Source organism: Mycobacterium sp. GA-1199 (assembly GCF_001500045.1).
Taxonomy (GTDB): domain Bacteria; phylum Actinomycetota; class Actinomycetes; order Mycobacteriales; family Mycobacteriaceae; genus Mycobacterium.
Window position 1 is genome coordinate 504,206 of the sequence record NZ_LQIX01000001.1, and the last position, 14,737, is coordinate 518,942.

Annotated in this window: 13 protein-coding genes; 11 read left to right on the top strand and 2 right to left on the bottom strand. The window is 67.4% G+C overall.

Features of this window, described 5'->3' with window-relative positions; translation table 11 throughout:
• The first annotated feature begins 262 nt into the window (after positions 1-262).
• The 8 genes from AU198_RS02455 (at position 263) to AU198_RS02490 (ending at position 8,302) form a co-directional block, all read left to right on the top strand.
• Positions 263-1,594, top strand: coding sequence for a DUF2254 domain-containing protein (locus tag AU198_RS02455; protein ID WP_502689254.1), 1,332 nt, complete (start codon positions 263-265; stop codon positions 1,592-1,594).
• Between the two features lie 39 nt (positions 1,595-1,633).
• Positions 1,634-2,266: a dTMP kinase gene (locus AU198_RS02460; protein ID WP_064345843.1), complete on the top strand. Its 633-nt coding sequence runs from the start codon at positions 1,634-1,636 to the stop codon at positions 2,264-2,266.
• Between the two features lie 79 nt (positions 2,267-2,345).
• Complete coding sequence (gene mtrA, locus AU198_RS02465) at positions 2,346-3,032, top strand: two-component system response regulator MtrA (protein ID WP_064345844.1); 687 nt, start codon at positions 2,346-2,348, stop codon at positions 3,030-3,032.
• 73 nt (positions 3,033-3,105) lie between these two features.
• A complete protein-coding gene (mtrB, locus tag AU198_RS02470; protein ID WP_064345845.1) occupies positions 3,106-4,752 on the top strand; it encodes an MtrAB system histidine kinase MtrB in 1,647 nt (548 codons plus the stop codon).
• Positions 4,749-6,506, top strand: a complete 1,758-nt coding sequence (gene lpqB / locus AU198_RS02475) for an MtrAB system accessory lipoprotein LpqB (protein ID WP_064345846.1) — start codon at positions 4,749-4,751, stop codon at positions 6,504-6,506. The genes mtrB and lpqB overlap by 4 nt, the downstream gene beginning before the upstream one ends.
• 158 nt (positions 6,507-6,664) lie before the next feature.
• The gene (locus AU198_RS02480) at positions 6,665-7,309 is read left to right on the top strand and encodes a hypothetical protein (protein WP_064346030.1); all 645 of its coding nucleotides are present in this window, start codon (positions 6,665-6,667) and stop codon (positions 7,307-7,309) included.
• Between the two features lie 16 nt (positions 7,310-7,325).
• Positions 7,326-7,871 carry a DUF6529 family protein gene (locus tag AU198_RS02485; RefSeq protein WP_156431468.1) on the top strand — a complete coding sequence of 182 codons (546 nt, stop codon included), beginning with the start codon at positions 7,326-7,328 and terminating at the stop codon, positions 7,869-7,871.
• A gap of 14 nt (positions 7,872-7,885) precedes the next feature.
• The gene (locus AU198_RS02490) at positions 7,886-8,302 is read left to right on the top strand and encodes a QcrA and Rieske domain-containing protein (protein WP_064345847.1); all 417 of its coding nucleotides are present in this window, start codon (positions 7,886-7,888) and stop codon (positions 8,300-8,302) included.
• A gap of 5 nt (positions 8,303-8,307) precedes the next feature.
• Here the strand turns inward: AU198_RS02490 and AU198_RS02495 are convergent, their stop codons facing one another.
• Positions 8,308-9,615 carry a DUF2252 domain-containing protein gene (locus tag AU198_RS02495; RefSeq protein ID WP_064345848.1) on the bottom strand — a complete coding sequence of 436 codons (1,308 nt, stop codon included), beginning with the start codon at positions 9,613-9,615 and terminating at the stop codon, positions 8,308-8,310.
• 50 nt (positions 9,616-9,665) lie between these two features.
• Here AU198_RS02495 and AU198_RS02500 point away from each other — a divergent pair, with 50 nt between their 5' ends.
• The 3 genes from AU198_RS02500 to secA all read left to right on the top strand — a co-directional run bounded on the left by AU198_RS02500 (position 9,666) and on the right by secA (position 14,243).
• The gene (locus AU198_RS02500) at positions 9,666-10,295 is read left to right on the top strand and encodes a ComF family protein (protein ID WP_064345849.1); all 630 of its coding nucleotides are present in this window, start codon (positions 9,666-9,668) and stop codon (positions 10,293-10,295) included.
• Between the two features lie 327 nt (positions 10,296-10,622).
• On the top strand, positions 10,623-11,258 hold the full coding sequence (hpf, locus tag AU198_RS02505) for a ribosome hibernation-promoting factor, HPF/YfiA family (RefSeq protein ID WP_197416010.1): 636 nt from the start codon (positions 10,623-10,625) through the stop codon (positions 11,256-11,258).
• 162 nt (positions 11,259-11,420) lie between these two features.
• On the top strand, positions 11,421-14,243 hold the full coding sequence (gene secA / locus AU198_RS02510) for a preprotein translocase subunit SecA (RefSeq protein WP_064345851.1): 2,823 nt from the start codon (positions 11,421-11,423) through the stop codon (positions 14,241-14,243).
• Between the two features lie 8 nt (positions 14,244-14,251).
• Here the strand turns inward: secA and AU198_RS02515 are convergent, their stop codons facing one another.
• On the bottom strand, positions 14,252-14,722 hold the full coding sequence (locus AU198_RS02515; RefSeq protein ID WP_064345852.1) for an SRPBCC family protein: 471 nt from the start codon (positions 14,720-14,722) through the stop codon (positions 14,252-14,254).
• Positions 14,723-14,737 lie beyond the last annotated feature (15 nt).

Here is a 14,737-nt window from a genome sequence, read left to right on the forward strand (position 1 = left end):
GCAGCCTGGTCGTCGACACTTCCGAGCATGATCGAAAACGTGGTACCCACCGCCGCTGCCGGGTATCCGGTGAAACACGTGCTTTTGACCCCGGGAGGATTCATGGTGACCCCGAGCAGTTCCTCACCTCAACGGCCGGATGTGGACGCACAGCGTCTGGTCGACCCTTTCATCGGGCACCGGAGCTAGCCGTGCCCTACGAAACCCCCGTCGCCGACAACCTGGAACCCGTTGCGGTGCAACGTCACTCGGAAACGTCGGGATGATGCGCCGTCCCGCTCCGCGTTCGGCACTGCGGATCTCCACAGCGCTCTACCACTTTCGCGAAAGTCTGTTCGCGCTGCCCGCGCTGGTCCTGTTGGGCGGCATTGCCCTGGCGGAGGCGACGGCCTACCTCGACGACATCGTGGGCGTGAACACCTCACTCCCGCTGACCCTCGAAATGAACAGCAACGCGGCGACATGGCTACTGAGCACCGTCGCCGGCGCCACCATCACCACCGCAGGGGTGGTGTTCTCGCTCACGGTGGTCAGCCTGCAATTGGCCAGCAGCCAGTTCTCACCACGTGTGATGCGGTCGTTCATCCGCGACCGGCTCAGCCAATTGGTCATCGGCCTGCTGGTGGGCACCTTCGTCTTCTGTGTGCTGACCCTTCGCCATATCAGCGGGGACCCGATGTCGAATGCGCCGCGGGTGTCGATGACGACGGCGGTCGTACTGGCGGTGGTGACGGTGCTGCTGATCATCGCCTACCTCAACCGATTGGCATACGGTCTGCAGGTCGGGGAGGTGGTGCGCACCATTGCCACGGAGGCCGACGAGGTCATCGACGAGCAGGCGCGGCAGACGCGGATGGAGACACCGGCCCCACACCCGCCGACACCGGACTCCGAACAACATCTGACGGTTCACGCCGGCAGCGACGGCTGGGTCACCCAGTCGGCCAGCAGGTACATCCTGGCGGCGGTCCCGCCCGCGACCGTGGTGCGGCTCGAAACCCGGACCGGCGCCTACATCCACCAGGGTGAGGTGCTGATGACGCTGTGGCCGGTTCCCCCCGACGCCGAACGCGTCGAGCGCAGGCTGATGTCGACGGTCGAAGTGGCCGACATCCGCACCATGCAGCAGGACGTCGACTTCGGGATCCGCCAACTGGTCGACATCGCGCTGCGTGCGCTCAGCCCCGCCATCAACGACCCGACCACCGCGGCCGACGTGGTGCTGAGACTCGGCAGCCTCATGCGCAAACTGCTGACGGCGGACATGCCGCCGCAGTCGGTCTGCGGACCCGACGACAGGATCCTCGTTCGCCCCTGGGATCTGTCGCACGAGGAGTACGTCGCGCACGCCTTCGACCAGATCCGCCAGAGCTCGGTCGGCCAGCCCAACGTGGTGGCCACCGTGCTGCGCGTGCTCCGCATGCTCATCGAGCACGCTCGCAGCGAGGGCCGCGGGGAGTTGATACCCGCGCTGGATCGCCAGATCCGACTGTTGATGGACGCCATGGCGGAGCAACCCGGCCTTCACCCGGCCGATCTGGAACGTCTGGAGGCGATCTCGCGAAACACCGATCCGGCCGAACACGACGTCTGATGCCGCGGCCGGCGATCGGACATCGCTAGTCTCACAGCCGTGCTGATGGTCATCGAGGGGGTCGACGGAGCCGGTAAGCGCACGCTGACCAACGGTCTGCGAACCGCGTTCGAAGCCGACGGCAGGACGGTGACGAGCCTGGCCTTCCCGCGTTACGGCCGATCGGTGGAGGCCGACCTGGCCGCCGAGGCGCTGCACGGATCCCACGGCGACCTCGCCGATTCCGTGTACGCGATGGCGGTGCTGTTCGCGCTCGACCGTGCCCGCGCCCGAGCCGAGATCGAACGTCTGCAGGACGCCTACGACGTCGTCATCCTGGACCGCTACGTCGCCTCGAACGCCGCCTACAGCGCCGCGCGCCTTCATCAGGGCGCCGACGGCGAGGTCGTCGAGTGGGTGCGTGCACTGGAGTACGAGCGCCTCGCGCTACCGCGGCCGGACGCCCAGGTGCTGCTGGCCGTCCCGATCGAACTGGCGGCCCAGCGCGCCGAGCGGCGCGCCAACACCGAGGTCGACCGGGCCAAAGACGCCTACGAACGCGACGGCGGGCTGCAGCAACGCACCTCCGACGTCTACGCCGCACTGGCCGCATCGCAGTGGTGCGGACGCTGGAAGGTCGCCGGACCCGACGTCGATCCGGCCGCGCTCGCCGCCGAACTGGGCGCTCACTAGCCCCGTTCGGCACGATTCGCCGGTCAAAGCGCGAAACGCGCCGTGTGGTAGCCGGGGTTTATCGCAATTCGGTGACACCATGGTCTCCATGAGGCAAAGGATTCTGGTTGTCGACGATGACCCGTCGCTCGCCGAGATGCTCACCATCGTGCTGCGGGGCGAAGGCTTCGACACCGCGGTCATCGGTGACGGCACCCAAGCGCTGACCGCGGTCCGCGAGCTGCGGCCCGATCTGGTCCTGCTCGACCTGATGCTGCCCGGGATGAACGGCATCGACGTGTGCCGGGTGCTCCGCGCGGACTCCGGCGTGCCGATCGTCATGCTGACCGCCAAGACCGACACGGTCGACGTCGTACTGGGCCTGGAGTCCGGCGCCGACGACTACGTGATGAAACCGTTCAAACCCAAAGAGCTCGTCGCGCGGGTGCGGGCCCGCCTGCGGCGCAACGAGGACGAGCCTGCCGAGATGCTCTCGATCGGCGACGTCGACATCGACGTGCCCGCGCACAAGGTCACCCGCCAGGGCGAACAGATTTCGCTGACCCCTCTGGAGTTCGACCTGTTGGTGGCGTTGGCGCGCAAACCGCGGCAGGTGTTTACTCGTGATGTGCTGCTCGAACAGGTGTGGGGTTATCGCCACCCCGCGGACACCCGTTTGGTGAACGTGCATGTCCAACGGTTGCGGGCCAAGGTCGAGAAGGATCCCGAAAACCCGCAGGTGGTGCTCACGGTTCGAGGAGTGGGGTACAAGGCCGGACCGCCGTGACATGCACGGCTCTCGGCCGTGGTCGTGATCCCGACCGTTTGACGGTCGCCGTGTTGACCGCTCGGCGGGCGCCGTGATCTTCAGCTCCAGACGACGCATCCATCGGCGCTCGGCGCCGCTGGTGCGCGGGCTGGGGGCGTTGGGGCGGGCGTTGAGCCTCGCGTGGCGGCGCTCGTTGCAGCTGCGCGTCGTCTCGTTGACGTTGGGCCTGTCGCTGGCCGTGATCCTGGTGCTCGGGTTCGTTCTGACCAGCCAGATCACCGATCGCATCCTCGAGGTCAAGGTGCGCGCGGCGACCGAGCAGATCGATCGCGCACGCACCACCGTCAGCGGAATCGTCGGCGGTGAGGAGACCCGCTCGCTGGACAGCAGCCTGCAGCTGGCGCGCAACACGCTGATCGATCGCAGCGCCGATGCCGAACCGGGCCTCGCGGGAACCTACGACGCGGTGCTGGTGGTGCCGGGCGACGGACCCCGCGCGGCGACCGCGGCCGGCCCGGTCCAGCAGGTGCCCAACACGCTGCGGGAGTTCGTCAAGGCCGGCCAGGTCAGTTATCAGTACGCGACCGTGCACACCGACGGCTTCTCCGGGCCCGCGCTGATCGTGGGCAGTCCGACGTCGTCGTCGGTGACGAACCTCGAGCTCTACCTGATCTTCCCGCTCACCAACGAGGAGTCCACGATCGCGTTGGTGCGCGGGACGATGGCCACCGGCGGCGTGGTGCTGCTCGGTCTGCTCGCTGCGATCGCCTTGCTGGTGGCGCGCCAGATCGTGCTGCCGGTGCGGTCCGCGTCGCGCATCGCCGAGCGGTTCGCCGAAGGCCACCTCACCGAACGCATGCCGGTGCGCGGCGAGGACGACATGGCCCGCCTGGCCGTCTCGTTCAACGACATGGCCGAGAGCCTGCACCGCCAGATCACCCAGCTCGAGGAGTTCGGCAACCTGCAGCGCCGGTTCACCTCCGACGTCAGCCACGAACTGCGCACCCCGCTGACCACAGTGCGCATGGCCGCCGACCTGATCTACGACCACAGCGAGGATCTCGATCCCGCGCTGCGCCGGTCCACCGAGTTGATGGTCAGCGAACTCGACCGGTTCGAGACGCTGCTCAACGATCTGTTGGAGATCTCCCGCCACGACGCCGGTGTCGCCGAACTGTCGGTCGAGTCGCTGGATCTTCGGTCGACGGTGCAAAGCGCGTTGGACAACGTCGGGCACCTCGCGGCCGACGCCGACGTCGAACTGGTTGTCGACATGCCCACCGAGGAGGTCATCGCCGAGGTCGATCCGCGGCGCGTGGAGCGCATCCTGCGCAACCTGATCGCCAACGCCATCGACCACGCCGAGCACAAACCCGTCCGCATCCGGATGGCCGCCGACGACGACACCGTCGCGGTCACCGTCCGAGACCACGGGGTCGGGCTGCGGCCCGGCGAGGAGAAACTTGTGTTCAGCCGGTTCTGGCGGTCGGATCCCTCGCGGGTGCGTCGTTCCGGTGGCACCGGTCTCGGTTTGGCGATCAGCATCGAGGACGCCCGCCTGCACCAGGGCAGGCTGGAGGCGTGGGGGGAGCCGGGTAAGGGTGCCTGCTTCCGGCTCACGCTGCCGCTCGTGCGCGGGCACAAGGTGACCACCAGCCCGTTGCCGTTGAAACCCGTTGGGCCCGACGAGGTGCCGCCGCGCAGCCGCGATCGCGAACCCGCGCAGGAGTCCGTGTGAGAACCCTGCTGGCCGTACTGAGTGCGCTGGCGTTGGTTCTCACCGGCTGCGCCGGCGTGCCGAGTTCGTCCTCGCCGCAAGCCATCGGAACCGTCGACCGGCCCGCCCCGCCCAGCCTGCCCGAGCCGACTCCGGGCATGGACCCGGACGTGTTGCTGCGCGAATTCCTCAAAGCCACCGCCGATCCCGCCAACCGGCATCTGGCCGCACGCCAGTTCCTCACCGAATCCGCCTCCCAGGCTTGGGATGATGCGGGCAGCGCATTGCTGATCGACAACGTGGTGTTCGTCGAGACGCGCGGGCCCGACCGGGTGTCGGTGACCATGCGCGCCGACATCCTCGGGTCGCTGTCGGACATGGGTGTGTTCGAGACGGGAGAGGGCGCGCTACCCGACCCGGGGCCGATCGAACTGATCAAGACCGCCGACGGTTGGCGCATCGACAAGCTGCCCAACGGCGTCTTCCTCGACTGGCAACAGTTCCAGGCCACCTATCGGCGCAACACCCTGTATTTCGTCGACCCCACCGGCGGCACCGTGGTGCCCGATCCGCGCTATGTCGCGGTGTCCGATCCCGACCAGTTGGCCACCGAACTGGTGAGCAAGCTGATCGCCGGACCGCGACCGGAGATGGCCAAGACCGTCCGCAATCTCCTCGAACCGCCGCTGAAACTGCGGGGCCCGGTGACGCGCGCCGACGGCGGCAAGATGGGCGTCGGCCGGGGCTATGGCGGGGCCAGAATCGATGTGGACAACCTGTCGACCACCGATCCGCACAGCAGGCAACTGCTTGCGGCACAACTCATCTGGACATTGTCACGCGCGGGGGTCAATGGGCCGTACGTGATCAACGCCGACGGCGCCGCCCTCGACGACCGGTTCACCGACGGTTGGGAGACCTCCGACGTGGCGGCCACCGATCCGGGCGCGGCCTCGGGAGTGGCGGCGGGCCTGCACGCGTTGGTGGACGGTTCGCTCGTCGCGCTCGACGGCCTGCGCGCGCCGCGGGTTCCCGGACAGTTCGGGCAGATGCCGAACCAGACGTCGGCGGCGGTGTCCCGCACGGGTCAGGAGGTGGCGTCGATCGTCACGGTGCGCCCGGGTGCACCGGACATGGCGTCGTCGATGTGGGTGGGCGCGCTCGGCGGGGCGGCGTCGCAGGTGTTGGATGCGCGAAGCCTGTCGCGGCCGAGTTGGTCGCTCGACAACGCGGTTTGGGTGGTGATCGACGGCAACAACGTCGTGCGTGTCATCCAGGACGCGTCGGGCCAGCCGGCTCGTATACCGATCGACTCCACGCTGGTGTCGAGCAGGTTTCCCGGCGTGATCACCGAATTGCAGTTGTCGCGTGACGGCACGCGCGCGGCGATGGTCATCGAGGGCCGGGTGGTCCTGGCCGGCGTCGAGCAGACCCCCGGCGGCGGCTATGCGTTGACCTACCCGCGGCGGCTGGGGTACGGCCTTGGCAACACCGTGGTGTCGTTGTCATGGCGTACCGGCGACGACATCGTGGTCAGCCGCACCGATCCGCAGCATCCGGTCTCTTACGTCAACCTCGACGGCGTCAACTCCGACGGGCCGAGCCGCAACCTGCTGATGCCGGTCACCACCGTGGCGGCCAACCCGTCGACGGTGTACGTGGCCGATGCCCGCGGGGTCGTGCAACTGTCCGGTTCGGTGGCCGAGGACGATCCGGCGTGGGCCGAGGTGCGCCCGCTGCTGGTGCCGGGCGCCGAACCCGTGTTGCCGGGCTAGAGCCGGCTCGCGAAAGCAACACCAGGGTTGCGGACACCACCCTCGTCACGACCCTGGTGTTGCGTTCGCGAGAAATCGATGTGAACCGACCTCCGGTGTCACCCGTTGTGCTGACAGAACGACGCCCGCAGGCGTTTGCTATCAGCCAAGGAGTGAAGATGAGGACTCGCGGTCCGTTGATCACGTTGGGCGCGGTCGCCGCGCTGGCGGCCGCGCTGTGGCTCGGCAACGTTTCTCAGGAACCAGCGCCCGCGGCCGTCCCGGCGACCGAATCGGTCGCCACGTCGAGCGCTCCGCCGCCGGCGAGCGCGCCGCAACCGCCCGCGACGGGCTTTCCGGTCAGGGCCGACTACCTCGGAACCGTGCCGACGGCGACCGGCGAGATCACGTTGGAGATCTCGGTCGACGGCGACCAGGCGATCGCATATGCCTGTGACGGCGACTCGGTGGAGGTGTGGCTGAGGGGCGCCGCCGCAGACGGTGTCGTGAACCTGACGAGCAAGGACAAGACCGGCGTTCTCGACGGCCACCTCGAAGGCAATGCGATGGTGGGGTCGCTGACCATCGGCGAGAAGAACTGGGTGTTCACCGCGCCGGCCGCCGAGGCACCCGCGGGCCTCTACCGCTACGAGCGGGAGGGCGTGCGGAGCAGCTGGATCGTCGACGCGGATGGTGATGTCACCGGAGTGCTGCGCCGCAGCGACGGATCCCTCGGTCCCGCACCGGTTCTCGCCACCGACGGGACTGCGGTCATCGACGGGCAGCGGGTCAGGGCTGTTCGCGTGGGTGGCGGCGATGCCTGATTCCGCTTCTGAGGTGATGGCCACCCGCAACACCGGGACGGCGGGAATCCTGATCGCTGTCGGCCTGGGCGCACTGGTCGCCGTGGCACTCGGAGTGTTCGGCAGAGTCCATGAGCCGCAATTCTTTTCGATCAATGTGGCGGGCTTCTCCAGCGGGACGGCGGTGAAGTCGTGGCTGGCCACCCTTGCGGTTCTGTTGGCGCTGTTACAGTTGTTCTCGGCGTTCGTGATGTACCGGTTGACACCCGGGGGGCGCGCACCGGCGTGGATCGCGACGGCCCATGTATGGTCGGGGCGGCTGGCGGTGCTGGCGACCGTGCCGGTGGCCGTGCACTGCCTCTACGCGCTGGGCTCTGCCGACACGGACAGCCGGGTGCTGTTCCATTCGCTGTTCGGCTGCTTCTTCTACGGGGTCTTCGTCACCAAGATGATCCTGCTGACGCGCGGTGGGCTCCGCGGCTGGGTGCTTCCCATCGTCGGGGGACTGGTGTTCTTCGGGTTGGTGTATGTCTGGCTCACCTCGGCGCTGTGGTTCTTCCAGACCAGCGGACTGAGATTCTGAGGAAGGGAATCGCCATGCAACGCAAACAGTTTCTCGTGGGCGCCGGGCTCGGTATCGCGACGGGCGCGCTGGCCGCCTGCAGCACCTATGGCAAGGATCCCCAGCCCGCCGAGGAGCCGGCCGTGACGACGACCGGTGGCGTGGCGGCACCGGCTGTGGTCCTCGCAAAGGTCGCCGACGTTCCGGTCGGCGGAGGTGTCATCGTCGACCAGACGGTGTTGACGCAACCGACGCCAGGGGATTTCAAGGGATTTTCTGCCACCTGCACTCACGCCGGGTGCACGGTGCGCGACGTGGCGGGCGGCACCATCAACTGTCCCTGCCACGGCAGCAGGTTCAACCTCGACGGCACGGTGGCCAACGGACCGGCAACTCGTGCTTTGGAGTCGAAACCAATTCAACTGCGGGAAGATTCGATCATTCTGAGCTGAGCAGGTCAGGTTGACGTGACGCCGGGAATGCGACCTTCGCGAAACGCTTCGACGAAATGGCGGTGATCGTCGCGCACGATGCCGGCGTACTCGAGCCCGAACTCCACGAGATCGGCCGAGAACTCGTCGACATGGTCACCGATGACCGCGTCGATCGCCTCCTCCGTTTGGAACTCGACCACCTTCTGGTCACTGTCGGCATCCCCGACGCAGTGCACCTTTGCCACCGCCCGGCCCAACTGTTCGATCACCTCGGCCAACTCGTCCGGTTCGGTCAACTCGCTCCAGTCGAGATCGGCCGCATACGGGGATATCTCGCTGACGACGAACCCGACGTCGTCGATGTCGGTGTAGCCGAGCAGCGGATCGGCGTGCGCCTGCAGTGCGCGTTGAGACACCGCTGTTCGGTGGCCGTGGTGCGTGAAGTGCCGACTCAGGCTTCCATCGTCGACGACGCGGCTGGGCGCGGCGATATTGCCCTGCTTCATCGAGAGCACGGCGTCGTTGTCCAGCGCCTGGTTGAATCCCTCGATCAGCACGGTGTAGGTCGGCAGGCCCGCGCTGCCGATACCGTGCCCCGTCTTGCCGATCACATCCTTGATGTCGTAGGTGATCCCCTGGAACCGTTTGGTTTTCGGAATGGTCTCAAGGTAATTGGCGAAGGCGGCCTCGACTTTGTCGCGTTCGGAGTCCTCGAGTCGTCTCACGCCCGCGGCGTCCCGGAAGCGTCTGTCCCAGTCGTCCACCGTGGTGAGGCGGTTCAACATCTCGGCCCTGGTCGACAACCGGGCGCTCGGCAAGGCGGACAGGACGGCGCCGCGCGCCGTGTCGAGATTCAACGAAAAGCTCGCGTCATCGTCGGCGTGGAGGAACCAGCGCACCTGATCGACGTAGGCACGCGTGAAAGTGTCGATCAGCCTGCTGATTTCGTGATCCGACAGAGCCTTCTGCCAGCACATCAGCGCGACGCTGGCGGCGAACCGCTGCAGGTCCCACGTGAAGTGCCCGATGTAGGCCTCGTCGAAGTCGTTGACGTCGAAGATCAGCTGGCCCGCGCCGTCCATGTAGGTGCCGAAGTTCTCGGTGTGCAGATCGCCTTGAATCCACACCCGGCTGGTGCGCTCGTCGACCCAACGGTCCTCACGCGCGGCGACGTCACCGTAGAAGACGCAGGCGCTGCCGCGGAAGAAGGCGAAGGGTTCGGCCGCCATCTTGCGGAACTTCGTCCGGAACGCATCCGGATCGGCCTTCATCAGATCGGCGAACGCGCTCACCAGGCAATCGACGATCAACGACTCCCGTTGGTCCTGCATGGACACCGAGTACCCGTCCCGGTGTCACCGATCACCGCCACACTGTCGGCGTGCTCGATCTCGTTCTCCCGCTACAGTGCGGCGGTTGCGGCGCGCCGTCGACGCGGTGGTGCGCGGCGTGCGCGGCGACGCTGACCGTCAGGGCCGACGACCCGCACATCGTCTCGCCGCGAGCGGACCCCGGCGTTCCGGTGTACTCCCTGGGCCGTTACGCGGGGCCGCGGCGGGCCGCCGTCATCGCGGTCAAAGAACATGGCCGGGCCGATCTGCTGGGGCCACTCGCCGGCGCGCTGCGGACCGGCCTGCTGCACCTGCTCACCTGGGGCCTGGTGGACACCCCGCTGACGGTCGTCCCCGCACCCACCCGCCGGTGGTCGGCCCGGCGGCGCGGGGGTGACCCGGTGACCCGGATGGCCCGTACCGCCGCGGCCGGCCTCCCGGCGGTGGCCGTCGTCCAAGCGCTGCGTACGCGCGCGTTCGTGGCGGATTCGGTGGGACTGTCCAGCGCCGACCGGCAGCGCAACATCGGCGGCCGGCTCCGGCTCGTGCGGCCCGTCGCGGGCGAAGTGCTCGTCGTCGACGACGTCGTCACCACCGGCGCCACAGCCGCTGAGTCGGTTCGCGTGCTGCACACCATTGGGGCGCGCGTGGCGGCCGTGCTGGTTGTGGCAAACGCGTGACCGGCGCCGTGAGCCCAGGTGTCAGGCCCGACATATCAGACCGAGGTGAAGAACTGGAAACAGGTACCCGGTTTCACTGGCACTACCGGGTGAACGCGGCTACCGTCGGCTTCAACACCCGTGAATGACTCACGGCCGGCGCTGAAGATCGAAGCGCCAGCATCGCCGACGCGGTAGGAGGTGAGTAGACGACACCTTGCACCGGCGAGCGGCGAGACATGCAAGCCCCGTCGGTGCGGATCCACGACAACCGGGCACGCTGACGCGTGCGGACGCCGAAGAAACGAGTTGCCAAGCATGTCAAGCCAATCCCTGGACTCCCGAACGATGGTGATCGAGGACGAAACGTCCGAACCCCGACCGCGCGCCGAAGTCGCGGTCACCGGCCGCAACGTCGAGATCCCCGACCACTTCCGCAAGTACGTCGCAGAGAAACTGTCACGCCTGGAACGATTCGACCGCACGATCTATCTGTTCGACGTCGAGCTCGACCACGAGCGCAACCGTCGTCAACGCAAGAACTGTCAACACGTGGAGATCACCGCCCGCGGACGCGGCCCGGTGGTCCGCGCCGAAGCCTGTGCCGACAGCTTCTACGGCGCGATGGAATCCGCGGTGGACAAGCTTGCCGAACGGCTGCGTCGCGCGCGCGACCGGCGCAAGATCCACTACGGCGACAAGACCCCGGTCTCGGTTGCCAAGGCCACCGCGGTCACCGCACCGCCTGAGCCGCTGACCGCCAGCCCGCCCGAACACGACGGGGCCGCGCTCGACGAGCACGAGCCAGGACGCATCGTGCGGATCAAGGAGCATCCGGCCACACCGATGACCGTCGACGACGCGCTGTCGCAGATGGAACTGGTCGGCCACGACTTCTTTCTCTTCCACGACAAGGAGAGCGACCTGCCGTCCGTGGTCTACCGCAGGCACGCCTACGACTACGGCTTGATTCGGCTCGCCTGAGCCGGGGGCTTGATTCGGCTCGCCTGAACCGGGGCCTGATTCGGCTCGCCTGAGCCGGACCGACCACTATTTCGCCTGGCCTGACGTAGCGGGGCCGGGTCGGGGCGCATGTCGCCTACCATGGGTTCAGCTCAAGACTTCCAAACCCATAGGGGAACTAGCGTGCTGCAAAAGTTGCTGCGTCTCGGCGAGGGCCGGATGGTCAAACGCCTCAAGGGGGTGGCCGACTACGTCGACTCCCTGGCAGGCGACGTCGAGAAGCTGACCGACGCTGAACTGCGGGCCAAGACCGACGAGTTCAAAAAGCGCGTGGAGGGCGGCGAAAGCCTCGACGACCTGCTGCCCGAGGCGTTCGCCGTCGCGCGCGAGGCGGCTTGGCGGGTGTTGGACCAGAAGCCGTTCAAGGTGCAGCTGATGGGCGGCGCGGCGCTGCACTTCGGCAACGTGGCGGAGATGAAGACCGGTGAAGGCAAGACGCTGACCGGTGTGCTCCCGGCCTACCTCAACGCGCTGTCCGGCAAGGGCGTGCACATCGTCACCGTCAACGACTACCTGGCCAGGCGCGACGCCGAGTGGATGGGCCGTGTGCACCGGTTCCTCGGCCTGGAGGTCGACGTGATCCTCGCGCAGATGACCCCGGACCAGCGCCGCACCGCCTACGCCGCCGACATCACGTACGGCACCAACAACGAGTTCGGCTTCGACTACCTGCGCGACAACATGGCGCACTCCCTGGCCGACCTGGTCCAGCGCGGGCACAACTTCGCGATCGTCGACGAGGTCGACTCGATCCTCATCGACGAGGCCCGCACCCCGCTGATCATCTCCGGCCCCGCCGACGGCGCGTCGCAGTGGTACACCGAGTTCGCGCGGATCGTGCCGCTGATGGAGAAAGACGTCCACTACGAGGTCGACATCCGCAAGCGCACCGTCGGCGTGCACGAACTCGGCGTCGAGTTCGTCGAGGATCAGCTGGGCATCGACAACCTCTACGAGGCGGCCAACTCGCCGCTGGTCAGCTACCTGAACAACGCCCTGAAGGCCAAGGAACTGTTCCAGCGCGACAAGGACTACATCGTGCGCGACGGTGACGTGCTCATCGTCGACGAGTTCACCGGTCGCGTGCTGGTGGGCCGTCGCTACAACGAGGGCATGCACCAGGCCATCGAGGCCAAGGAGCGCGTCGAGATCAAGGCCGAGAACCAGACGCTGGCCACGATCACGCTGCAGAACTACTTCCGCCTCTACGACAAGCTGGCCGGCATGACCGGCACCGCGCAGACCGAGGCGGCCGAGCTGCACGAGATCTACAAGCTCGGCGTGGTGCCCATCCCGACCAACAAACCGATGATCCGCGCCGATCAGTCCGACCTGATCTACAAGACCGAAGAGGCCAAGTACATCGCGGTCGTCGACGACGTCGCCGAGCGCTACGAAAAGGGCCAGCCCGTCCTGATCGGCACCACCAGCGTGGAGCGTTCGGAGTACCTGTCGCGCCAGTTCACCAAGCGCCGCATCCCGCACAACGTGCTCAACGCGAAGTACCACGAGCAGGAGGCCTCCATCATCGCCGAGGCCGGCCGGCTGGGCGCGATCACCGTCGCGACGAACATGGCGGGCCGCGGTACCGACATCGTGCTCGGCGGAAACCCGGACTTCCTCACCGACAAGCGGTTGCGCGAACGTGGCCTGGACCCGGTGGAGACGCCCGAGGAGTACGAGAAGGCCTGGCACGAGACGCTGTCGGCGGTCAAGGCCGAGTGCGCGCGCGAGGCCGAGGACGTGATCGCCGCGGGCGGCCTGTACGTGCTGGGCACCGAACGGCACGAATCCCGCCGTATCGACAACCAGCTGCGCGGCCGCTCCGGGCGTCAGGGTGACCCCGGCGAATCCCGGTTCTACCTGTCGCTGGGCGACGAGCTGATGCGACGGTTCAACGGCGCCACCCTTGAGGCGTTGCTGACCCGTCTCAACCTGCCCGACGACGTGCCGATCGAGGCGAAGATGGTCACCCGCGCCATCAAGAGCGCGCAGACGCAGGTCGAGCAGCAGAACTTCGAGGTCCGCAAGAACGTCCTCAAGTACGACGAGGTGATGAACAAGCAGCGCGTGGTCATCTACGAGGAGCGCAGGCGCATCCTCGAGGGCGAGAACCTCGCCGAACAGGCCCGCAACATGCTCGTCGACGTGATCACCGCCTACATCGACGGCGCCACCGCCGAGGGTTACTCCGAGGACTGGGATCTCGAACAGCTCTGGACCGCGCTGCGGCAGCTCTACCCCGTCGGCATCGACCACCACGACCTGATCGACTCCGACGCCATCGGTGAGCCCGGCGAGTTGACTCGCGAGGAGCTGCTCGAGGCGTTGATCGCCGACGCCGACCGCGCCTACGCCGAGCGGGAGAAGCAGATCGAGGAGATCGCGGGCGAGGGCGCGATGCGCCAGCTCGAACGCAACGTGCTGCTCAACGTGCTGGACCGCAAGTGGCGCGAACATCTCTACGAGATGGACTACCTCAAGGAGGGCATCGGCCTGCGCGCGATGGCACAGCGCGATCCACTGGTCGAATACCAGCGCGAGGGCTACGACATGTTCATCGGCATGCTCGAGGGACTCAAGGAGGAATCGGTCGGATTCCTGTTCAACGTCGCGGTCGAACCCGCGCCGCAGCCCGCCGTCGCCCCGATCGCAGCACCGGCGGGTCTGAGCGAGTTCGCCGAGGCCGCCGCCGCGCAGGCGCAGGGTGGTGTGGCGACCAAGGAACGGCCCACCGGAACCGGCCTGCGCGCCAAGGGAATCGACGACGAATCGCGTCCCCTGACCTACACCGGGCCGTCGGAGGACGGCTCGGCCGAGGTGCAGCGGTCCGGCAACGGCAGCGGCGCGCCACGTCCTGCGGCCTCCAGCGGCGGCACCCGCAAGCAACGGCGAGAAGCCGCGCGCCAGCAGGCCCGCGAGCAGAAGGCCATGCGCAGGCGTTAGCTCTGGCGTCAGGTCTCGACGAGGGCGGCGATCCGGCCCAGCGTGGCCCGCATCCCGTCCTCGGCCTGCTTGGGTGTACCGCCCCTCTTGAGCAGCAGGCGTTGCCGGTCCTCGGATACGTCCCAGGTTTCGCGCACCAGCGTGCCCTCGGAGATCGGTTCGAGTTCGTAGCGCCAGATGCGCCCGCCGATCAGCCCGAGGGGCCCCATCGTCGTCTTCCACGCGATGCGGCGGTCGGGTTCGAATTCGACGACGGTGTTGGTGGTCCGGTACGGAACGAACAGTGACTCCGGCCTTCCGCGCATCGCCATGCCGAATGTCGCACCGGCACAAAGAGGTTGGGACTTCTCACCGGGGGCGTGCGCGACAGTGCCCGAGCCGTCGAAAGCCGGATGCCTGGCGGCGTCGGCGAGCAACGCGAAAATTGGGGCCGGGGGCGCCTTGATGAGACGCTGCACGCTGATCGAGTTTCCCTGCACGCCGAGCAGGCTAGC